17 protein-coding genes are annotated in these 20,117 nt (G+C 61.1%); 8 read left to right on the top strand and 9 right to left on the bottom strand.

Annotated elements, in window-relative coordinates:
* Positions 1-43: 43 nt before the first annotated feature.
* The 5 genes from ACOYQJ_RS11200 to ACOYQJ_RS11180 all read right to left on the bottom strand — a co-directional run bounded on the left by ACOYQJ_RS11200 (position 44) and on the right by ACOYQJ_RS11180 (position 4,591).
* Positions 44-1,333 (bottom strand): TRAP transporter large permease, encoded by a 1,290-nt coding sequence (locus ACOYQJ_RS11200; RefSeq protein WP_422906111.1) that lies wholly within the window; start codon positions 1,331-1,333, stop codon positions 44-46.
* On the bottom strand, positions 1,333-1,917 hold the full coding sequence (locus ACOYQJ_RS11195) for a TRAP transporter small permease (RefSeq protein ID WP_422906110.1): 585 nt from the start codon (positions 1,915-1,917) through the stop codon (positions 1,333-1,335). Before ACOYQJ_RS11195 ends, ACOYQJ_RS11200 begins: the two co-directional genes overlap by 1 nt.
* 53 nt (positions 1,918-1,970) lie before the next feature.
* A complete protein-coding gene (locus tag ACOYQJ_RS11190) occupies positions 1,971-2,477 on the bottom strand; it encodes a flavin reductase family protein (RefSeq protein ID WP_422906109.1) in 507 nt (168 codons plus the stop codon).
* Between the two features lie 72 nt (positions 2,478-2,549).
* Positions 2,550-3,437: an aldo/keto reductase gene (locus tag ACOYQJ_RS11185; protein ID WP_422906108.1), complete on the bottom strand. Its 888-nt coding sequence runs from the start codon at positions 3,435-3,437 to the stop codon at positions 2,550-2,552.
* Complete coding sequence (locus tag ACOYQJ_RS11180; protein ID WP_422906107.1) at positions 3,437-4,591, bottom strand: LLM class flavin-dependent oxidoreductase; 1,155 nt, start codon at positions 4,589-4,591, stop codon at positions 3,437-3,439. The genes ACOYQJ_RS11185 and ACOYQJ_RS11180 overlap by 1 nt, the downstream gene beginning before the upstream one ends.
* Before the next feature lie 83 nt (positions 4,592-4,674).
* Between ACOYQJ_RS11180 and ACOYQJ_RS11175 the strand changes: the two genes are divergently transcribed.
* The 6 genes from ACOYQJ_RS11175 (at position 4,675) to ACOYQJ_RS11150 (ending at position 15,261) form a co-directional block, all read left to right on the top strand.
* Complete coding sequence (locus ACOYQJ_RS11175; protein WP_422906106.1) at positions 4,675-5,376, top strand: GntR family transcriptional regulator; 702 nt, start codon at positions 4,675-4,677, stop codon at positions 5,374-5,376.
* Complete coding sequence (locus ACOYQJ_RS11170) at positions 5,357-6,484, top strand: Gfo/Idh/MocA family protein (RefSeq protein WP_422906105.1); 1,128 nt, start codon at positions 5,357-5,359, stop codon at positions 6,482-6,484. The genes ACOYQJ_RS11175 and ACOYQJ_RS11170 overlap by 20 nt, the downstream gene beginning before the upstream one ends.
* A 201-nt stretch (positions 6,485-6,685) precedes the next feature.
* Positions 6,686-10,471: an Ig-like domain-containing protein gene (locus ACOYQJ_RS11165; protein WP_422906104.1), complete on the top strand. Its 3,786-nt coding sequence runs from the start codon at positions 6,686-6,688 to the stop codon at positions 10,469-10,471.
* An 87-nt stretch (positions 10,472-10,558) separates the two neighbouring features.
* The gene (locus tag ACOYQJ_RS11160; protein WP_422906103.1) at positions 10,559-11,866 is read left to right on the top strand and encodes a TolC family protein; all 1,308 of its coding nucleotides are present in this window, start codon (positions 10,559-10,561) and stop codon (positions 11,864-11,866) included.
* A gap of 41 nt (positions 11,867-11,907) precedes the next feature.
* On the top strand, positions 11,908-14,079 hold the full coding sequence (locus ACOYQJ_RS11155) for an ATP-binding cassette domain-containing protein (protein ID WP_422906281.1): 2,172 nt from the start codon (positions 11,908-11,910) through the stop codon (positions 14,077-14,079).
* Positions 14,080-15,261 (top strand): HlyD family type I secretion periplasmic adaptor subunit, encoded by a 1,182-nt coding sequence (locus ACOYQJ_RS11150; protein ID WP_422906102.1) that lies wholly within the window; start codon positions 14,080-14,082, stop codon positions 15,259-15,261. It begins immediately after the preceding gene.
* Positions 15,262-15,271: 10 nt separating this feature from the next.
* On the opposite strand, the gene dtd is transcribed toward ACOYQJ_RS11150, so the two are convergent.
* Both dtd and ACOYQJ_RS11140 read right to left on the bottom strand, forming a co-directional pair.
* Complete coding sequence (gene dtd / locus ACOYQJ_RS11145; RefSeq protein WP_422906101.1) at positions 15,272-15,715, bottom strand: D-aminoacyl-tRNA deacylase; 444 nt, start codon at positions 15,713-15,715, stop codon at positions 15,272-15,274.
* Positions 15,712-16,608, bottom strand: a complete 897-nt coding sequence (locus tag ACOYQJ_RS11140; protein ID WP_422906100.1) for a carbohydrate kinase family protein — start codon at positions 16,606-16,608, stop codon at positions 15,712-15,714. Before ACOYQJ_RS11140 ends, dtd begins: the two co-directional genes overlap by 4 nt.
* Positions 16,609-16,759: 151 nt before the next feature.
* On the opposite strand from ACOYQJ_RS11140, the gene ACOYQJ_RS11135 reads away from it, so the two are divergent.
* Positions 16,760-17,173 carry an Hsp20/alpha crystallin family protein gene (locus ACOYQJ_RS11135; protein WP_422906099.1) on the top strand — a complete coding sequence of 138 codons (414 nt, stop codon included), beginning with the start codon at positions 16,760-16,762 and terminating at the stop codon, positions 17,171-17,173.
* Between the two features lie 35 nt (positions 17,174-17,208).
* Here ACOYQJ_RS11135 and ACOYQJ_RS11130 read toward each other — a convergent pair whose 3' ends face one another.
* Positions 17,209-18,294 carry a TFIIB-type zinc finger domain-containing protein gene (locus ACOYQJ_RS11130; RefSeq protein ID WP_422906098.1) on the bottom strand — a complete coding sequence of 362 codons (1,086 nt, stop codon included), beginning with the start codon at positions 18,292-18,294 and terminating at the stop codon, positions 17,209-17,211.
* 101 nt (positions 18,295-18,395) lie between these two features.
* Here ACOYQJ_RS11130 and ACOYQJ_RS11125 point away from each other — a divergent pair, with 101 nt between their 5' ends.
* Positions 18,396-18,950 carry a hypothetical protein gene (locus ACOYQJ_RS11125; RefSeq protein WP_422906097.1) on the top strand — a complete coding sequence of 185 codons (555 nt, stop codon included), beginning with the start codon at positions 18,396-18,398 and terminating at the stop codon, positions 18,948-18,950.
* Between the two features lie 66 nt (positions 18,951-19,016).
* On the opposite strand, the gene ACOYQJ_RS11120 is transcribed toward ACOYQJ_RS11125, so the two are convergent.
* Positions 19,017-20,114 (bottom strand): SPFH domain-containing protein, encoded by a 1,098-nt coding sequence (locus tag ACOYQJ_RS11120; protein WP_422906096.1) that lies wholly within the window; start codon positions 20,112-20,114, stop codon positions 19,017-19,019.
* Positions 20,115-20,117: the final 3 nt, after the last annotated feature.

The following is a 20,117-nucleotide window of genomic DNA, read 5'->3' as shown; positions in this document are numbered from 1 at the left end:
CTCTCTCCCTGTTGCTGTGTCGGTCGGTGGGGCCGAAGCCCGGTTAATTGGCAAACCCCGTAAGGCGGGGAATGGTCATGGAAATCTCGGGGATGAAGGTGATCAGGAAGATCACGATCACCTCGACCAGAAGAAACGGCAGGATCGCCTTGGCGATGGTTTCGACCTTTTCGCCGCTGACCGATGAGGCCACGAAAAGCACCAGCCCCATGGGCGGTGTCGCCAGTCCGACGGTCAGGTTGACGCTCATGATGATGGCGAAATGGATTGAGTCGATGCCGAGGTTGGTAAAGATCGGCGCGAGGATCGGACCAAGGATGATGATGGCTGGGCCTGCGTCCAGGAACATGCCGACGATGAAAAGCAGCAGGTTGATCAGGAACAGCAGGACCAGCGGATTTTCCGACAGCGACAGGATAAAAGCGGCCAGCGCTTCTGGGGCGTGCGACAAGGAAACCACGGTCTTGAAGGCCATGGCCGCGCCCACCAGCAGCAGCACGACCGCGCTGGTCATCGCGGCGCGCATCAGGACATCTGGCAGGTCCTTCAGCCGGAGAGTGTGCAGGACAAACATCCCGATGAGGATCGCATAAGCCACGGCGACCGCTGCGGCCTCGGTCGGTGTGAAGACGCCGCCAAGGATGCCGCCAAGGATGATCACCGGGGTCAGCAACGGGAAAAACGCCTTGATTGACGCCTGCCCACGCTCGCCCCAAGTGGCCTTGCTGCGCGAGGCGGGGAAATCATAGCGGTCGGCCATCAGCTTGACGGCGATCATCAGGCCCAGCCCCACCAGAATACCCGGCACGATGCCCGCAAGGAACAGCGCGGCCACGCTTTCGCCCATGACATAGGCATAGATTATCATGATCCCGGACGGCGGAATGATCGGCCCGATCACCGAACTGGCCGCCGTGATCGCAGCGGCAAAGCGGCGGGTATAGCCTTCGCGCTCCATCGCCGGGATCAGCATGGACCCCAGCGCCGAGGTGTCGGCCACGGCCGATCCCGACAACCCGGCAAAAAGCATCGAGGACAGGATATTAACATGCGCCAAGCCGCCGCGCAGATGCCCCATCATCGCCTGGCTGAATTCGACCAGCCGCATGGTGATGCCGCCGCGGTTCATCAGCTCGCCCGCCAGCATGAAGAACGGGATCGCCATCAAAGGGAAACTGTCCATGCCGTTATAGACGTTGCGATACAGCAGCGACAGGTCGCGCTCTTGTCCGTTGAGGTAAAGCAGCAGACCGGGCGCCGCGAGCATGCCGAAGAACACGGGCAGACCAATCATCAGGAACAGCAGGAAAAGCGGAAGGAACCAGACCAGCATTATTCCACCACCAGATCTTCATGGATCAGCGGACGCAGGCGGTCTTCGCCGCCAAACAGGCTGACCAGCGCGCGCAGCACCAGTTCGGCGTTGACCATCAGCAACAGCCAAAGGCCGACGTACAGCGACATGTACATCCAGGCCAGTTTGATCTTGTAGCCCTTCTGGCCGATCACTTCCAAAGGCAGGTACAGCGACGATGAAGCGAACATCCAACCGGATTTGATGTGCTTCTGTCCCAGCTCTAGCCCCATGATCAGCACCAGCATCGACAGTAGCAGCAGGCACAGGCTGAGCACCGCCCCGATGCTTCGCGGCAGCAAAGCCGAGATCATGTCGATCGCTACAAAGCCGCCGCGTCGGTAGGCGCTGGGCGCGATCAGCCCGGTCATCCAAAGCATGAGGAAACGCGCGGCTTCTTCCGGCCAGGGCAGGGCGTTGTTCAGAACGTATCGGAAAAAGACCTGCACAAGGATGCAGACCACCATCAATCCAATTGCAATGGTTGCGAAACCTCGTCCGAATTTCAGGACGATATCGTTCACCACCTGCAGCGGACGCAGCAGCGCCAGCAATGCGGCCATTGGCCTTCCCCCTCCCAAGTGCCCCTTCGCGTTATCGCTGTTTTAGGGGCGGATTATGACGTCTGTTCAAAGCTCCCGAATTTGCCGCTGACAAACAACAAAGGATCGCCCGGACGAGTTGTGACGCGCTCCACTCGCCCCACAACAATCGAATGATCCCCGCCGTCATGCGTGGCATGGGTCTTGCATTCAAAGCGCGACAGGCAGCCATTGAGCAAAGGCACGCCTTCGGGGCTCAGCTCCCAGTCGAATTGGTCAAAGGCGTTGCCGTCGCGCGCAAAAGCCTGACACATGCCGGTCTGCTCGGAGCCGATCACATGGATCGCGAACCGTTCGGCCGCCATGTAAAACGGATAGCGCGAGGACGATTTCGCCGGAGCCCACATCACCAGCGGCGGGTCAAGCGATAAGCTGGAAAAGCTGTTCGCGGTGATCCCCAAAGGGCCAGTGCCGGTGTCACAGGTGATCACGGTCACTCCTGTGCCAAACCTCCCCAGCGCTTCGCGAAAGGCGCGGCTGTCTACATCGGCGGGGTCAAATATCTTGTGCAAAGCGTTCATAGCCTCACCGATACAGGAGGTTTATGCGGATTTTCGGACGCAAACCCGGCATAGGAGCGGTGGCGATCCGTCTCATGGGACTTCGTGGCCAAGGGCCTCAGTGTAAAGCTCAAACCATGTCTCCCGGTCGAGGTGAACCTTGGCAGCATCCCCGATGCGTGCGATCCGGTCCAGATTGTTCGTACCAAGCACAGGTAGAATGCGCGATGGGTGTGCCAAGAGCCAAGCCACGGCGACCGCGGCGTCATCAACGGCGAATTGCGCTCCGATTTCGGAAAGCTTGGCCCGCAGTCCTGCGTTCGAAGCGTCAAACAGCGCTCCGCCGCCCAGCGGCGACCAGGCCATCAGTGGCTGGCCGTGCCTTTGGTGAAAGGCCACGTCGCCATTGGTCAAGGGCGCGGGACACAGCAGGCTGATCTCGATCTGGTTGGTGGCCAGTGGTGTTTTCATCGAGGCTTGCAGCAGCTTCCAGTCCCAAGGGCGGAAGTTGGAAACGCCGACGGCGCGGACCTTGCCGCTGTCGATCAGCTCATCCAGCGCCGCACCGGTTTCGCAGGCGTCCATCAGCGGATCGGGGCGATGGATCAGCAGCAGGTCGATATGGTCGATCTTCATCAGGCGCAGCGAATGATCGACCGACCTGATCAGATGCGCGCGTGAGGTGTCATAATATTTTACCCGCTTGCCGGCATAGCGCCCCGCGGGCGCCACAATGTCACATTTGGTGACGATCTCGATCTGGTTGCGCAGTTCGGGCGTCAGGGCGTTGCCTAGGATTTCCTCGGCCTCGTAGCCGCCATAGATGTCGGCCTGATCCATGGTTGTGATGCCCTGATCCAGACAGGCTTCGATCTTGGCGCGCACATGATCGGGCGCGGTGTTGTCGTCATCGCCAATGCGCCACATGCCATAGACAAGGCGGCTCAGCTCCAAGGTGTCATTCAGCGCGATACGGTCCATCAGCGTCTTTCTCCTGCGCCGAGCGGCGTCATCGGTGTTTCGCCCGGCACCCGGCCATAGGCGACCGGAAGCGAGCAAGTCTTCATCTTTGGCAGCACCCGGCTGCCGAAATGTTTGCATTCCTCAAGGTGCGGATACCCCGAAAGGATAAAGGCGCGAATGCCCATCTTCTGGTATTGCTCCAACTCGGACAAGACCTGATCGGTCGAGCCAACCAAAGCCGCGCCGCACCCTGACCGAGCCCGGCCGACGCCGGTCCAAAGGTGCGGTTCGATGAACCCATCCATATCAGCCAATTCGCGGTTCTTCGCCTGATGCGACACACCCAAAGACCCTGCGTCCAGCGCCCGTTCGCGGATGGCGCGGCCCTGTTCGTCGTCCAGCTTGCTGGTGATATGCTGCGCCCATTCGCGCGCCTCGGCTTCGGTGTCGCGCACGATGACATGCACCCGCAGGCCATAATCCAGCGTGCGATTGTAACGCTCGGCCACGACGTTCACCGCCTTCATGCGTTCCGCCAGAACGTCGCGCGTTTCCGGCCACATCAGGTAGACGTCGCAATGTTCGCCGCACAATTCCAGCGCGTCGGGCGAATAGCCGCCAAAATACAGCAGCGGACCGCCGGTCTGGTACGGCTTGGCCGGGTCGGTCGTCAGGCCTTCGAAATTGTAGACTTCGCCTTTGTGGTTGATCTCATCCTGCGTCCAGGCCTGCTTGAGGATTTCCACAACCTCGCGAGAGCGTTGGTAGCGAAAGGCGCTTTCGGCTTTTTCGCCGGGAAAATCGCTGCTGATGATGTTCACCGTCAGGCGCCCTTCCAGCATGTGATCCAGCGTCGCGATTGTCCGGGCCAGCATGATCGGCTGCATTTCCCCGCAGCGCACCGCGGCCAGCATGTTGATCTGTGAGGTAATCGGCGCGCAGCCGGCGACAAAGCTCAGCGTGTCTTGCCCAACCTGATAGGACGACGGGCAGAGGATATTGCGAAAGCCCTGGCGCTCGGCCTCTTGCACGATCGAGGAGCAATGTCCGAACGAAGACCGCAGCCGCCCCTCTGGAACCCCCAGAAATTCGTAATCATCCGAGCACAGCGCCGCGAACCAGGACACCTCGGCTGCATCCAGATCAGGAGAGGTAATGGGGACAACGGTCATAACATGCGCCTCCGATGCATTTTCTCTTGCGTAGCATTGCATTTGATGTAGATCAATAGTGTATCAATTTTCGGACAGAAGAAATGCCCGACCGCCACGCCCTGCCGCTTTATGTCCAGATCAGCGAAATGCTGATCCGCGACATTCATGCGGGCCGCTTGCTGGACGGTGAACGGCTGCCGCCCGAGCGCGAGATGGCCGACCGGCTGGGCATTTCCGTTGGCACCCTTCGCAAAGCTCTGGGCGATCTGACCGACAAGGGGATGCTGGAGCGGGTTCAGGGGTCTGGCAACTATATCCGCGCCAAAAGCGATGCGCAGTCTGTCTATGCCTTTTTTCGGGTCGAACTGCTGGAAGGCGGCGGGCTGCCGACTGCCGAGGTGCTCTCGGTTCAGCGGGTCGTAAAAGCGGCGGAGCTGCCCCAGTTTGGCACCTCGGACGAGGCCCATCGCATCCGCCGTTTGCGCCGTTTGAACGGCCAGCCCGCGGTGCTTGAGGAAATCTGGCTGGACGGATCCTTTGCCCCGCAGATTGCCGAAGGTGACCTGCGCGAGTCCCTCTATTTGTATTACCGCGAGGCGCTGGGCCTTTGGATCAACCGGGCCGAGGATCGTCTGGGCCTTGCCCCGGTTCCAGATTGGGCCCCCGAGACCTTTGGCCCAAAATCCGGCGAAAACACCCTGCAGGCCAGCCGGATCAGTTGGGGGCAGGATGGCACCCGCGCCGAGGTTTCGTTCAGCTGGATAGACACGACCATCGCGCGCTATGTTTCGCGCATCGCTTAAAGGAAGAGCTGACGTGGCACAGGACATCATCAACTACGGCATCATCGGTTGCGGCATGATGGGGCAAGAGCACCTTCGTAACATCGCCCTGTTGCCCGGCGCTCGCGTCGCTGCGATCTTTGAGCCGAACGAGTTGATGGCCAACGCTGCCAAAGCCATCGCCCCCAATGCTAAGCTCTGCGGGTCGATCGCGGAACTGCTGGCGCAGGAGGAACTGGATTGCCTGCTGGTGGTCAGCCCGAACCACACCCATGTGGATCAATTGGAAGAGGTGGCGCGCCTTCGCCCGCTGCCGATGCTGATGGAAAAGCCGCTTTATACAAGCGAAGCGCAGGGCGCCCGCCTGGAGGCGCTGCGCAGCACATACCCGGCGCCGATCTGGGTGGCGATGGAGTACCGCTATATGCCGCCCGTCGCCACCTTTGTCGAGCAGTTGGAGCGCGCGACTGGCGGCGTTACCATGTTCTCGATCCGCGAACATCGGTTTCCGTTCTTGCCCAAGGTCGGGGATTGGAACCGCTTCAATCGCAATACCGGCGGGACACTGGTCGAAAAATGCTGTCACTTCTTTGACCTGATGCGCCTTGTCTTGCAATCCGATCCGGTGCGCGTCATGGCGAGTGCCGGGCAGGTGGTGAACCATCTGGACGAAACTTATGACGGTGAAACGCCGGATATCTGGGACAGCGGCTATGTCATTGTCGATTTCGCCAGCGGCGCCCGAGCGATGCTTGAATTGTGCATGTACGCCGAAGGGTCCACCTATCAGGAAGAGCTTTCAGCCGTCGGGCCAAAAGGCAAGATCGAAGCCTTTGTTCCCGGGCCGGGGCGATTTTGGCCGACCCATCTGGGATTGCCGCCCACCGCCAAGGTGATCGTCAGCCCGCGCCAGCCAAAGGGCCCGCAAGCCGTGGAAATTCCAGTCGATCCGACGCTGCTTGAAGCGGGGGATCACAACGGATCCACCTTTTATCAGCATCAACGCTTTTTGTCCGTGGTGCGCGGCCAGGCCCGCCCTGACGTGACCCTGGACGACGGCGCATGGGCTGTTCGCATGGGATTGGCGGCGCAGAAATCAGCATCGAGCGGGCAAGCCGTCGAATTGTAATCAGACGGAATTGGGGCAAATTTGCCACAAAGTTGCCGCAATCCGGGGCCGATTTAGTGGTAAACACGGGAAAACACACCCTATTTTCCTACCCCGTCAATTTTCCGTCTAGCGAAATTTACGATTATGCGATAATTCCAAATCACAAAAAAAATTGACGGCGGCAAAAAACTGCCGTCGCAGAGGTAGAGCGGTGTAACTATGAACGCGATCGATTTCGTGATCCGTACCCGTACGGGTGCAGTAGAGCGTGGGTCTGTGGCTGGTGAAGATCAGGGATTTCTGATCAAGGCAGGTTCCGACAACGATATTTCCCTTAACATCAATCAGGCGGACCTGCGCGGATATGATCGTGCAGCGGATGACCTGCTGATTACACTCGCTGATGGCCGGGTGATCGTGCTCGAGGGATATTTCGCCGGCGACGACGATAACCGTCTTTTCCTCAGCTCCGAAGGGCAGCTCAATCAGGTCAGCTTTGTCGAGGCCGAGGGCGGCGCCCTTTATGCGCAGTACGGACCGACCGAAACCTGGGGCAAATGGAGCCCCTCGGACGAGCTGATCTTTCTCGATGAACCGGCCGTGGTTGCCGACGTCAGCGCCTATGGTGATGACGAAGTCAGCATGTTGGGCGCGGGCCTTCTGGGCGGTGTCACGGGCCTTGGCGGCCTTGGCGCGGCTGGGATTGGCCTTGGTGGCCTTGGCCTGCTGGGGCTGACCGGCGGCGACAACGGCGGCGATGGCGGCACGGGCGTGACAACTGGCCCCGCAACGCCCACCGTGGATGATCCGGATGCCAGCATCGACATCGGCGGAAGTGACGACCCAACACTCGAGATCACCGGCACCGGTGAGCCGGGCGACGATGTTGCGATTACCATCGACGATGTGACCGTCACGACCGTCATCAACGACAGTGGCCTTTGGAAAGTGATCTTCGAGGGCGAAGATTTCCCCGAAGATGGCGTCTACGAAGATGTGGTTGTCGTGGTGACCCATCCGGACGGCAGCACAACCGATCTGGACGGCCCAAGCTTTGAGATCGACACCACGCCTCCGGCGATTGCGATCGAAGATGGCACCGTTTCGCTGGGCGATCTGTTCAACGCGGACGACTACGCTGACGGCGTGGGCGTGAGCGGTACAGCCGAAGTCGGGTCGACCGTGGTGATGGTCGTGGGCGACTATGAACAAAGCGTCGTAGTCGGCGAAGGCGGCACCTGGTCCTTCTCCTTTGACGGCACGGTTTTCCCCGAGGGCGAATACACCACCGACGTGACGGTCACGGCGACCGACAGCTTTGGCAATTCGACGGTTCTGATCGACAGCGTGCAAGTTGACACCATCGGTCTGGTCAGTCTCGACAACGCTCCGCTGACGGGCGACGATCTGATCGGTCAGGGCGAATACGACGCCGGCGTGACTCTGTCGGGCACGTCGCAGTCCGGCTCGACCGTCGAGGTCACCATTGAAGGCGTGACCCATTCCGCCATTGCAGGCAGCGACGGCAGCTGGAGCGTCAGCTTCGGCGCAGGCGATCTGCCCGCTGGCACCTATACGACCACCGCGTCCATTGTGGCCACTGACGCGGCGGGCAATGTTGCGACAACCTCGCACAGCTTTGACGTCGATACCGAAATCTCGCTGTCGATCAAAACCTCGACCGTTGGCGGCGATGGCATGGTCAACGCGGGTGAACGTGCTGCAGGTGTTGTCCTGACCGGAACCGCCGAGGCGGGCTCTTCCGTCGAAGTCATGGTTTCCGGCACCGCCTTGACCGCGTCGGTTGCCGCTGATGGCAGCTGGTCCGTGAACATCCCCGCAGGCCTTATCCCAGAAGGTGAAACCAGCCTTGCGGTTTCGGCCACGGCGACCGACGCGGCGGGCAACAGCACGACATCCTCGGGCAGCATTGCGGTCGATACCACAACCTCTGTCACGGTGCAGACCGCTGGCGTCGAAGGCGATGGTGTGGTCAACGCGGCGGAACATGCCGACGGCGTGACACTGACCGGCACGGCCGAGCCGGGGGCCGCCGTGATGGTGACCCTTGGGGCTGTGACCAAAGCGGCCTCGGTTGCCGCAGATGGCAGCTGGACTGCCAACTATGGTGCCGCTGAAATTCCGACGGGTGAGAAAACCCTGCCGGTTAGCGCGATCTCGACCGATGCGGCGGGCAACACGGCTACCGCGACGGGTGATCTGGACGTTGACACGCTGGTGCGCAACTTCACCAACACCTCGACCCCGGGCGGCGCGGATGGCGTGCTGAACGCCCAAGAGGCGGCGCAGGGCCTGACCCTGACCGGCACGACCGAGCCGGGCGCCACCGTTCAGGTGACGCTGGGCGGCGTGTCCCTGCCGGCCTCGGTCGATGCCAATGGCAACTGGACCGTGACCTACAACAGTGGGCAGCTCCCCTCGGGTGAAACCAGCGTGACTTTGACGGCAGTCTCGACCGACGCGGCGGGCAACACCGACACGCTGACGCAATTGGTTCGCGTCGATACCGATGCAGGTATCCTGACCATCAGCCCGGCCCCGGTCGAAGGCGATGATATCGTCAACTTCGCCGAAGCCTCGGACGGAGTTGTCCTGACGGGCACCTCGAACCCGGGCGAAATGGTCACTGTCACCATGAACGGCGTCAGCCACACGGTGCAGACAGGTGCCAACGGTGTCTGGACCGCGCCCTATAGCGCGGGCGAGATTGCCCCCGGCACCTATACCGCCGAAATCACCGCGACGATCACTGACAGCGCGGGCAATACACTGACGCGCACGGACTCGGTTCGTGTTGATACCGAAGTTCTGAACTTTGCGCCCAGCAACGCACCGATCGAAGGCGACGGAGTGATCAACCATGTCGAGGCCGCCAACGGGGTGACCCTGACCGGCACCACCGAAATCGGCGGTTCGGTTCAGGTGATCTTTGAGGGCATGTCCTACGCAGGCGTCGTGGACGGCGCTGGCAACTGGTCGGTGGATCTTCCGGCCAGCGCGATGCTGTCGGGCGAAATCTCGGCCCCGGCCAAGATCGTCACCACCGACAGTGCAGGCAACACGGCGAACACTGCGATCACGCTGACCTTCGACACCGAAGTGAGCGTGCTGAACATGTCCGACGCGCCAATCACCGCCGACAACGTGGTGAACGCGGCCGAAGCGGCCGAGGGCATCACCCTGAACGGTCAGGTCGAAGCGGGTTCGACCGTCATGGTCACCCTTGGCGGCATGATCCACGAGGCAGCCGTCGACAGCGCTGGCAACTGGAGCCTTGATGTTCCGCCGTCGTCGATCCCGACGGGAACGCTGAACGCAACGGCGTTGATCGAAGCGACTGACGCGGCTGGCAACACCGCCTCGATCATTGAAACCATCGCAATCGACACCGATGCACCGGGCGCGCTGGGTTGGGAAGGCTATGGCCGTAACCACCTGGGAATCGACGAAATCCGCACCGAGATCACCGACAATACGGTCGAAATCGGCGTGGTCGTAAACCCGGACACCGCCCCGACGGTTGTGGACGTGGCACTGGACAGCTCCATCGATGTGGCCCCTCTGGGGGTGACCTATCACAGCTTTGCCACTGCGGTTCCCGATGGCTCGCATCTGGTCGTGACCTCCACGGATGCGGCGGGCAACACCTCGGGCAACTATCTGGTGACGGACGATCCGACCACCAACGAGGTGGTGATGACCGATATGCTGGCGGACGCCCTGTCCGAATTCCAGATCGAAAGCATCGACCTTGGGTTCGCAGAAGACACCAACCTGACCATCACCGAGGCGCAGATCACCGCCCTGTCCAGCAACACCGACACCCTTGTCGTGCACGGTGGCAGCGATGACAGCGTGACGATCACCGGTGCCATCCATACCGGAACGACCATCGTGGACGGAGAAGGCTTCAACACCTATTCGCTTGGCGATGCGACGCTCTTTATCGATGACGACATCACCAACGTGAACGGGCTGGTATAAGATTATACGAGTAACGTCCGGAGGCCCGGCTGAACCGGGCCCCGGATCCCGACATAACTATAATTCGCGCCGATACGGGGGCACGACATGAGCACGAGCAGGCGGAACCTGGGCTTGATCATCGCTTTTGCGATGTTACCCGGATGTATGAAAGACATGGGCGAGGGTACGGTCACTCGCTTTATGGGCGTCGAACCCAAGGCTCAGGCCCCTTCGGGCGGGGCAACGAAAGCTGTGGTCAAACCGGCTGACGCTTCGGAAATCATCCATGCTTTGCAGATTCGCCCTTCGGTTCTGATGTCCGGCACGCCCTATGCGCGGGTGGCTGATGCGGTGATCGCTTCTGACGCGCGCGTCGCCGAGGCCGAGCTGCGTGTTGCCCAGATGCGTGCCCAGGCCGCCAAGTACAACTGGATGCCGCGGATCGGGCCGCGCGTGTCGCTGAACTCGCTGGGGGATTTCGTCGCTGATCTGGTGATCAATCAGGTGCTCTTTGACAATGGCCGCAAGGTGGCCGAGCGCGATCTGGCCAAGGCCAACGTCGAGATCGCCGCCGTGACCTTGGTCGAGGACGGCAACCGCCGGGTCGCTGATGCGCTGGCGCTGTATGTCAAGGCGCAGGAAAATATTGAACTGTCCGGCCATCTCAATACCGCGCTCAAAGACATGGCGCATTTCGAATGGGTCATGCAGGAACGCGTCAATGGCGGCGTATCGGACATGTCAGACCTAAATGTGTTGCGCCAAAAATTGTCGGCGATGCGTGCCCGATCAAGCGAAGCGCATGAAGCCACCGTCACGGCAATGGCCGAACTCAACGCCATGTCCGCGCGCCCGCTGGATACGCTCAGCGGTATTGGCGGGTTGCGTGACAGTACGGCAGGCGAGGCGCTGGGGGTGATCCGCGCCCGTGCTGAACGTGAACGCACAATCGCCGAGGCCAAGATCGCCCGCGCTGGGCACCTGCCGGGGTTGGCCGCCAGCGCCAGCAGCAACGGCAGCTATGGGTTGGATGTCACCACGGATTCGCTGTTCAGCCTCGGCACGATGGCCGAGTTCAAGGCCATCGAGGCCACCAGGGAAACCGCTGACCGCAAGGTCGCCGAAGCCCGCGAAGTGGCCGAGCGCCGCATTCAGGCGCAGTCCCGCCAGATGGAGGCTTTCAAGCGTCAGGCGGGGGAGGCAGGGACATTGACCGCGCAGGCCAAGCAGAACCTTGATTTGTTCCGCGCCCAATACGAAGGCGGCCAGCGTCAGGTGATGGATGTTGTCGGGGTCTATGAAACCTATGCGCAGGCGTTGGAGACCGAGATCGAACTGAAATACAAAGCCGCCCGGGCCGAGCTTGAACTGGCGCGGCTCAAGGGCGCCTTGGCGGAAGGGGCCAGCATTTGACATCGCAACCGCTGTCCGGACTTGCTGGAAAAGCGCGCGCCATGTTGCGCGCCGTCCCCGCGCCGCAGGCGGCCAACGCGGCACGCCGCGCGCCGCGGTATTCCGAGCGCGCCAAATCCCGGGCAGATCTGATCAATGTGCTTGCCGGGCGTCTGGGGGTCGAAGCCAAATCCGCCGACATCCTCGAGGCGCTGTCGCAGAACGCTGGCTGCGATGACAGCTATGACAGTTACGCCCTGCAAGCCGGGGTTCAGGCTGCAGGTCTGATCGCGGAAACCCGCGAGACGACCACATTGCACCCCGATCTTTGGCCAGCGCTTGCGCTGATGTCGAACGGGCAGGCGGTTCTGATCCTGTCGCAAGAGGACTGGGGGCTGTCGATCTATGACGTCGCCGCCCCCGACCGCCGCTCCGAAGTCGCCCTGGCCGAGTTCGAGCCTTACTTTTCCGGGCAAGTGATCCACGCCGAGGCCCCGGTCAAGACGCTTTCGGAAACGCACGCAAGCCATGCAGTCCAATCACATTGGTTCTGGGGGCAATTTGCCCGTTTCAAACGCCATTTCCTTGAAGTCGCGCTTGGCTCTTTCGTGGCCAATCTGCTGGCGGTTTCGGTCGCGCTGTTTTCCTTGCAGGTCTATGACCGCGTGATCCCGCACCAGTCAGAAGCCACCCTTTGGGTGCTGGCTGCGGGCGCAGTGCTGGCCTTGTTGCTGGAGGCGTTCCTCAAGGTTGCGCGTTCGCAACTGCTGGACGGGGCTGGCCGCCAGATTGAAATGAGCATCCAGAAGTCCCTGATGGACCGGCTTTTGGGCATGCGGTCGGACACGCCGGGGCGCTCACCCTCGCAGCTGTTTTCCTCGATGCGCGAATTCGGCTCGGTGCGGGAATTTTTCACCGCCTCGACTGTCGGCGCGCTGGCGGACATCCCCTTTATCTTTGTCTTCCTGTTTCTCGTTTGGTCGATTGCGGGCAGCGTCGTCTGGGTGCTGGTTGCGGGCGGCATCCTGATGGTCGTTCCCGGGTTTTTCCTGCAAAAGCGCATGATCCGGCTGACCCGCGAAATGCAGGGCGCGTCGTCCAAGCAATCGCGGCTTTTGCAGGAAACCGTGGTTGAGCTGGACACCATAAAAACCCAGCGCGGCGAAGACCGCTTCCGCCGCATGTGGGAGGAATTGACCGCCGTTCAGGCGCTGAAATCCTCGGAGCAGCGCCGCCTTGCCTCGATCCTGACTTTCTGGAGCCAAGGCATCCAGCAAGGCACCTATGTGGCTGCGGTCATCACCGGGACCTACCTTGTGTTTGCCGGTGAATTCACCGTCGGCTCCATCATCGCCACCGGCATCCTGACGTCGCGGACCCTTGCCCCGCTGACGCAGCTTTCCGGCATCCTTGCCCGCTGGGGCAACGTCAAATCCGCGCTCGACGGGCTGGACGGGCTGGCCCATGCCGCGCAAGACCGCGCCCCTGAACGCACTCACCTGCGCCGCGAAAAGCTGAACGGTCATTTCGAGCTGCGCGACGCCGCCTATCACTATGATCCCGAAGGCGCCCCGGTTCTGGACCTCAAGCAATTGGCGATCCAGCCGGGCCAGACTCTGGCCATTCTTGGCACCAATGGCTCGGGCAAATCGACCTTTCTGAAGCTTTTGACCGGTCTTTATGCGCCGACACAGGGCAAAGTGTTGATTGACGGTACAGAAATGAGCCAGATCGACCCGCGCGACCTGCGCCGTTGCATCGGCTATCTGGGTCAAGACGTGCGGTTGTTCCACGGCACCTTGCGCGACAACCTCAACCTGAGCATGCTGGAGCGCAACGACGACCGTCTGTTCGAGGCGCTGGATTTCGCGGGCCTTGGCCAGTTCGTCAAAGCCCATCCCAAGGGGTTGGATCTGGACATCCGAGACGGCGGTGAAGGCCTGTCGGTCGGCCAGCGCCAAAGCATCGGCTGGGCGCGGCTTTGGCTGCAGGACCCGGACGTCTGTCTGCTGGACGAACCCACCGCGGCGCTGGACCAGACGCTTGAAAAGACGCTGATTTCCCGGCTCGAAAGCTGGCTTGACGGGCGCACTACGGTCATCGCCACGCACCGCGTTCCGATCCTGTCTCTGGCCAGCCGCATGCTGATCCTGTCGGGTGGCCGCATGGCCATCGATGGGCCGCGCGATCAGGTGCTGGACCACCTTCGCAGCACGTCACAGGGAGCCGCGTAAATGGCGACAAGCAGCACGAACCTTTCCGCCCAGTTGGCGCGCGACCTCAAAGGCCCTTCGCTGACTATCTGGCTGTGCGCCGCCTCGGTCTGGATCTTCATCATCTGGGCCTCTTACGCTTGGCTGGATGAAATCGTCCGCGCCGAAGGCGAGGTTATTTCGTCCTCGCGCCCGCAGATCATTCAAAACCTCGAAGGTGGCATCCTTGCCGAACTGTTGGTCAAGGAAGGCGACGAAGTGCTGCGCGGTGACGTTTTGGCGCGGCTGCACGGCACTCAGTTCAAATCATCGGTCGAAGACCTGATGGATCAGATCGCCGCTCTCGAGATCCGCCGCCTGCGGCTCGAGGCCGAACTTGCCGGGGCATCCACCTTCGATGCCCCCGCATCTTTGGCGATGCGTTCGCCCGATCTGGTTCAGTCGGAGCGGGCACTGCTGCAAGCCCGTCAATCCGATTTTCAAAGCCGCAAAGCCGGTGCGAAGAGCGTTCTGACACAGGCCCAAAGCGAATTGGACTTGATGGAGAACCTTCTGAAAAAGAAGGTGGTGGCGTTGATCGAGGTCACGCGCGCGCGCCGGGCCCATGCGGATGCCAAAAAGCAGTTCGACGAGATCGTCACGCAAACCGAACTTGCCCGCGCCGAGGAATACTCGGAAACGCTCAAGGAACTGGCAACGCTGACCCAGAACCTCAAGGCCAGTCAGGACCAATTGAACCGCACGGTGCTGACCAGCCCCATGCACGGGATCGTCAATACGCTGTCCGTCACCACCATCGGCGGGGTCGTGCGCCCCGGTGAAGAGATCCTGCAAATCATCCCGGTGGACGAAGAGCTTTTCGTCGAAGCTCAGGTCAAACCCGAGAACATTGCCAATATCCGCCGGGGGCAGGAGGCAACCATCAAGCTGACCGCCTATGACTACACGATTTACGGCACCCTCAAGGGCCGCGTTGACGTGATTTCAGCCGACACCTTCAAGGACGAACGTCGCCCCGAAACCGAGGCGCATTACAAGGTCACGATCCGCGTCGACATGGATTCGCTGACCGACCGGCAAGCCTCGATCGAGATTCGTCCGGGGATGCTGGCGCAGGCGGAATTGCACACCGGGGAAAAGACCGTTCTGCAATATCTGCTGAAACCGCTTTACAAGTCGCGCGAAGCCTTCCACGAACCCTGATGACACGGCGTTACGCGTCGGTGTCCAGCCAGATCGTGACCGGTCCGTCATTGGTCAGGCTCACCGCCATGTCGGCGCCGAAGCGACCGGTGGCCACCGGGATACCCTGCGCTTGCATCTGGGCCGCGAAATACTCGTACAGACTTTCGCCAAGTTCGGGCGCAGCGGCGCTCGAAAAACCGGGCCGGTTGCCGCGCGAGGTATCGGCGGCAAGGGTGAATTGGCTGACCACAAGCGCGGCACCGCCGATATCGGCAACCGAGCGGTTCATGCGCCCCTCATCATCCTTGAAAATGCGCAGTTTTGTGATCTTGGCAGCCAGCTTGTCCGCCTGTGCCTCGGTATCGCCTTGCATTGCGCAGATCAGGATCAGAACGCCAGGGCCAATTTCGCCAACGGTAGCGCCTTCGATTTCGACGCGGGCCTGAGTGACCCGCTGGATCAAAGCCCTCAAAGCTCGTTCTCCCAAGGTGGGTTCGCGCCCGCGCGGCTGACCGTGATGGCTGCGGCGCGCGCCCCAAGCTCGGCTGCGGGAGCCAGCGTCTCAAGGTTGGCCGCGGTCAAGGCGCCGAGGTCAAGCAGTCCGTCCCGGCGAAGCCCGGCCAGAAAACCCGCGTTGAAGGTATCGCCCGCGCCAACGGTATCGACAACCTCGACCTTTTTCGCCGCGACGCGGGTGGTGCCTTCGGACGTTACCAGATCGACGCCGTCCGCCCCGCGTGTCACCAGAATGACGGTGCTATGCGCCAAGAGGGCCTCGGGTGTGGTCTTGAGCCAGTCCATGTCCTCGTCGGAAATCTTTATGATATCCGCCCGCTCCAGCATTTTTTCCAGACGGGCGCGATAGCGTGGTTCGTCGGTGATAAAACCGGGGCGGATGTTCGGATCAATCATCACCGGCAGATCGCCTGCACCGGCGCATAGCGCGGCATAGCTGTCTGCCTGCGGCTCGGACACAAGGGAAATTCCGCCAAAAAACAGCGCGTCCACCTTGCCTTCGAGATCCGGCAGATCCTCGATGGCCAACATGCGGCCAGCAGTGTTTTCGTCGTAGAAGGCATATTGCGCGTGCCCGTCCGTCAAGGTGACAAAGGCCAGCGTTGTCGGTCTGTCGCCGCGCGGGCAGAACCCGTGATCGACATTCGAGGCATCCAGCGTTTCGACCAGCTGCTTGCCGAACAAGTCACTCGACAATCCACCGAAATATCCAGATGGCGCGCCCAGTCGCCCAAGTGCAATGGCCGTGTTGAAAACCGCACCGCCCGCATAGGGGGCAAAGCATGGCTCATCCTTGGGGCTGGTCCGGGGCAGCATGTCGATCAGGGCTTCGCCGCAGCAGAGGATCATGGTCGGGCTCCTTGGGGATTGCGAAAATGTTTGCGCTAACTTGCACAAAGCCCTGACCAGCGGCAAGGGCGGATTGCTCGGGATCAATGACGAGGGCAGGCCGCCACGCCATAGTTGCCCTGCAATAGCAGAAATCCGAATGGAGGATAAGATGGTAGAGTCAAACCAACCCGGCCTTTGGCCAAACCTCTATGCACCGCTGCGCGGGCTTGGCACGCGGCTTAGCGAATGGCTGTCTCCGGCGTCCGACGCCTCGTCCGACGATGCCGCCTATCGCATCACGATGGAACTGCCGGGCGTGTCAGAAGATGCAATCGATCTGACGGTCGATCAGGGCATGTTGACCGTTTCGGGTGAAAAGAGCGAAAGCCGCGAGGACAAGGGCGATACATGGTATTTTTCCGAACGGCAGTTCGGGTCCTTTCGGCGGTCGTTCCGGCTGCCGGGGGATGCAGATGCCGATAAGGCCGAGGCGCATGTCAAGGATGGCGTGCTTGAGGTGACAGTTCCGCGGAAAAAGCCCGACAGCGGCGAAAGCCGCAAGATCGAGGTGAAAAAGAAATAGTGGTCAGGCGGGAGCATTCCCGCCTTTCCCCAATTTTACTGGTTCATCGCTGCGACGTACCCGACCGCCGCGGCGATGATCAGGCCAACCACCACGGCAAAGGCGATCTTCCACGCGGAATAGGGGCGTTCGCCCTGCACCCGGCCTGTGCGGCCGTTGACCACAAAGCGATAGCTTTTGCCGCGATATTTGTAAGCCGCCAGCCAGACCGGCAGTAGCACGTGTTTGAACGTGACATCGCTGATCTGCGTATTGATCGAATGAATCCGCTGCCGATCGCCGCCGATGTCGAATTTCACATCGCGCTGGATCACCCGGTCCATATGGCCCCGAGCTTCGTGATAGCCTTCGTCCAGATCGACCTGATACCCCTCGGCCCGAAAACCTGCCAGATACTCGGGGCTGTAGGGCTCCATTGCGGCCAGATCCCAGGGTTCAAGCGCGTCAGTGAACCGTTTCGGCAACGACCGAGAGGCCAGCACCAGTACATCGTCAAAAAAGCGCGCCACATGGCCCGATTTGGGAGACCAGCGGATTTTCTGGACGCGCTCGGTGGATGTCTGGCCGTTGCGTGTGACTTGCCGGGTTTCGTAATAGATCGTGCCGCGTTCGCCCCGATAATCGCTTTCGGTTTGCGCGTCGAAGGTCCAATACGGAACATAGATCCCGGTCATCTTGCGCCCCTTGCGGGCGTACTCCTGCAAACCGTTCGGTGCGAACCAAAGCGCGCCGAGCCATTTGCTCATCGCTTCACGGGCGCTGGTCTCTTCCATCGCAAAGGGCAATAGGCCGCGCGGTTTGATTTGCCGATGCCCGCCCGTATCTGTGACCAAGGGTGTCGCGCAAAAAGGGCATTCCACCGCATGTACGTCGGGGTCAAACTCGATCTGCGCGGCACAGTTGGGGCAGGTCGAAACACGGGTTTCCTCGATCTCTTGCAGGGGCAGAAGGTTGTCCATCGCCCGCTTGAAATCCAACTCGCGGATGCCGCCTGTCCAAGGGCCCGCTTCGGTGATTGCGCGCGTCGCCCCGCAATGATCGCAGACCAGTTGACCAGCGTCCGGATCAAACCTGTAATCCGACCCGCACTGGTCACAGGGAAAGCGGTGTTCCTCGGTCATGGCTGGCCTTTCAACTGCGTTGCGCGCAGACTAACCCCTGTGTTCGGAATGCAAAAGAGGCGGCGGTTCACTGAGCCGTGCCGATGTCATAAAACGGGATCATGATAAGAACGCTTACCCTTGCTACTGCCCTTTGTGCCGCTTTGCCTGCCCTGGCCGATCCGGTCAGCTACCGCTTTGTCTGGACGGGCGCCGATGGTTATTCGATGCGCGGCGCCATGTCCTTTGACAGCGCTTATCTGGCGCGACGGGTGGTGCGCGAAGGCGATGTCGCCTGCTTTCACATCGAAGGCTTTTACGAAGGCGAGTCGATTGGTCGCTGGGCGCTGACCATGCTGAACGAGCAAACCTCGTGGCGGCTGCATTTCATTCCCTCTGAACAGGCTTTTGTCGTCGAAGGACGCGGGATCGCGATGCCGCAGGCGTGGAATATGAATGGGGCAGGGGATGATTGTGGCAAGGGGGGCTTTGGCTTCAACCTAGGCAATTTGGGGCAGGACTTCTGCCGCGACGATGAACCCCTGTTCGCTTCGCGGATCGATCCCTTCACGCCCTTTCCCGTGGTGCGCGACGACGCTTACCAGTTTCCGCCCGATGCCTGCCCCGGTCCGCCGGTTTTGGGCCTTGGGCCAACGCAGGGCGATCCACCTGCCTGACCAGGCGCGAGACGACCAGGAAACGAAAAACGCCAGGCCATTGGCCCGGCGCCTTGGTTTCTTGTCTCAGCCCGCAGGGGGCGGCGGCGGGGGCGGCATCACTGTGAAGAGTTGCGCCAGTTCCGCTACATCGCTTGCCAGCTTCCAGCCATCCTGACCGGGCGTCCAAACGTGGGTGTCACGCTTCAACTCGCCGTTGCCCGCCATGCGGCCCAGATCGGCCTTGGAGAACGGACCCTTGGTCTGACCATTCTCGGCGATATGCCAGACATGCTCGACCGGTGGCGGCGGCGGTGCCATCCCGCCCTGAGCGGGCGCCATGGCGGCCCCCATCTGGTTGCCCATCTGCATGCCCATGGCCGCACCCATGCCCATGCCCATGCCTTCGGCCATTCCACCACCTGCGGCCATCGCGTCCGCGGCCTTGTATTTCATATAATCATCCAGATTGCCGGTGATGCCGCGGCTGGTGCGTTCGTCCAGCGCCTTTTCAACGGCGGGCGGCAGCGAGATGTTCTCGATGTACAGCTCGGGGATTGTCAGGCCGTATTGCGCTATGGTCGGGTCAATCGCCTGCGCGATCAGCTTGCCGACTTCGCCGGTGTTTGCCGCCATGTCCAGCACCGGAATACCGCTTTGCGCGATCGCCTTGCTGAAGTCCTGCACGATGATGTTGCGAATCTGGCTGCTGATCTCGTCCATGGTGAATTCACCATCGGTGCCGACAATCTCGCGCATGAACAGCGCCGGGTCAGCCACCTTGATCGTATAGGTGCCAAAGGCGCGTATGCGGGTCGGGCCGAACTCCGGATCGCGCAGCATGATCGGGTTCTTGGTGCCCCACTTTAGATCTGTAAAGCGGTTGGTGTTGACGAAATAGACCTCGGACTTGAACGGAGACTGAAAACCGTGGTCCCAGTGCTGCAGGGTCGTCATGATCGGCAGGTTGTTGGTTTCGAGCATGTAGAGCCCGGGCGTGAACACATCCGCCAGCTGCCCTTCGTGTACAAAAACAGCCGCCTGACTTTCCCGAACAGTCAGCTTGGCGCCATACTTGATCTCGTGGCCCTCGCGCTCAAAGCGCCAGACCATCGTATCGCGGGTATCGTCCGTCCATTCGATGACGTCGATAAACTGGCCCGAGAGGAAATCCAGAATGCCCATGTC

It is taken from the genome of Pacificoceanicola algae (assembly GCF_049341065.1).
Taxonomy (GTDB): Bacteria; Pseudomonadota; Alphaproteobacteria; order Rhodobacterales; family Rhodobacteraceae; genus Pacificoceanicola.
The sequence above is the reverse complement of the archived record's forward strand: the minus strand, read 5'-3'. Positions and strand labels throughout refer to the sequence as shown.

Excerpts from the sequence above, each read along its gene's own strand:
- ACOYQJ_RS11180 (WP_422906107.1), bottom strand. The coding sequence starts at position 4,591 with ATGACCGTTGTCCCCATTACCTCTCCTGATCTGGATGCAGCCGAGGTG.
- ACOYQJ_RS11190 (WP_422906109.1), bottom strand. The coding sequence starts at position 2,477 with ATGAACGCTTTGCACAAGATATTTGACCCCGCCGATGTAGACAGCCGC.
- ACOYQJ_RS11175 (WP_422906106.1), top strand. The coding sequence starts at position 4,675 with ATGCCCGACCGCCACGCCCTGCCGCTTTATGTCCAGATCAGCGAAATG.
- ACOYQJ_RS11170 (WP_422906105.1), top strand. The coding sequence starts at position 5,357 with ATGTTTCGCGCATCGCTTAAAGGAAGAGCTGACGTGGCACAGGACATC.
- ACOYQJ_RS11135 (WP_422906099.1), top strand. The coding sequence starts at position 16,760 with ATGGTAGAGTCAAACCAACCCGGCCTTTGGCCAAACCTCTATGCACCG.
- ACOYQJ_RS11125 (WP_422906097.1), top strand. The coding sequence starts at position 18,396 with ATGATAAGAACGCTTACCCTTGCTACTGCCCTTTGTGCCGCTTTGCCT.
- ACOYQJ_RS11160 (WP_422906103.1), top strand. The coding sequence starts at position 10,559 with ATGAGCACGAGCAGGCGGAACCTGGGCTTGATCATCGCTTTTGCGATG.
- ACOYQJ_RS11185 (WP_422906108.1), bottom strand. The coding sequence starts at position 3,437 with ATGGACCGTATCGCGCTGAATGACACCTTGGAGCTGAGCCGCCTTGTC.
- ACOYQJ_RS11155 (WP_422906281.1), top strand. The coding sequence starts at position 11,908 with ATGTTGCGCGCCGTCCCCGCGCCGCAGGCGGCCAACGCGGCACGCCGC.
- ACOYQJ_RS11165 (WP_422906104.1), top strand. The coding sequence starts at position 6,686 with ATGAACGCGATCGATTTCGTGATCCGTACCCGTACGGGTGCAGTAGAG.
- ACOYQJ_RS11130 (WP_422906098.1), bottom strand. The coding sequence starts at position 18,294 with ATGACCGAGGAACACCGCTTTCCCTGTGACCAGTGCGGGTCGGATTAC.
- ACOYQJ_RS11120 (WP_422906096.1), bottom strand. The coding sequence starts at position 20,114 with ATGGGCATTCTGGATTTCCTCTCGGGCCAGTTTATCGACGTCATCGAA.
- ACOYQJ_RS11195 (WP_422906110.1), bottom strand. The coding sequence starts at position 1,917 with ATGGCCGCATTGCTGGCGCTGCTGCGTCCGCTGCAGGTGGTGAACGAT.
- ACOYQJ_RS11200 (WP_422906111.1), bottom strand. The coding sequence starts at position 1,333 with ATGCTGGTCTGGTTCCTTCCGCTTTTCCTGCTGTTCCTGATGATTGGT.
- ACOYQJ_RS11150 (WP_422906102.1), top strand. The coding sequence starts at position 14,080 with ATGGCGACAAGCAGCACGAACCTTTCCGCCCAGTTGGCGCGCGACCTC.
- ACOYQJ_RS11140 (WP_422906100.1), bottom strand. The coding sequence starts at position 16,608 with ATGATCCTCTGCTGCGGCGAAGCCCTGATCGACATGCTGCCCCGGACC.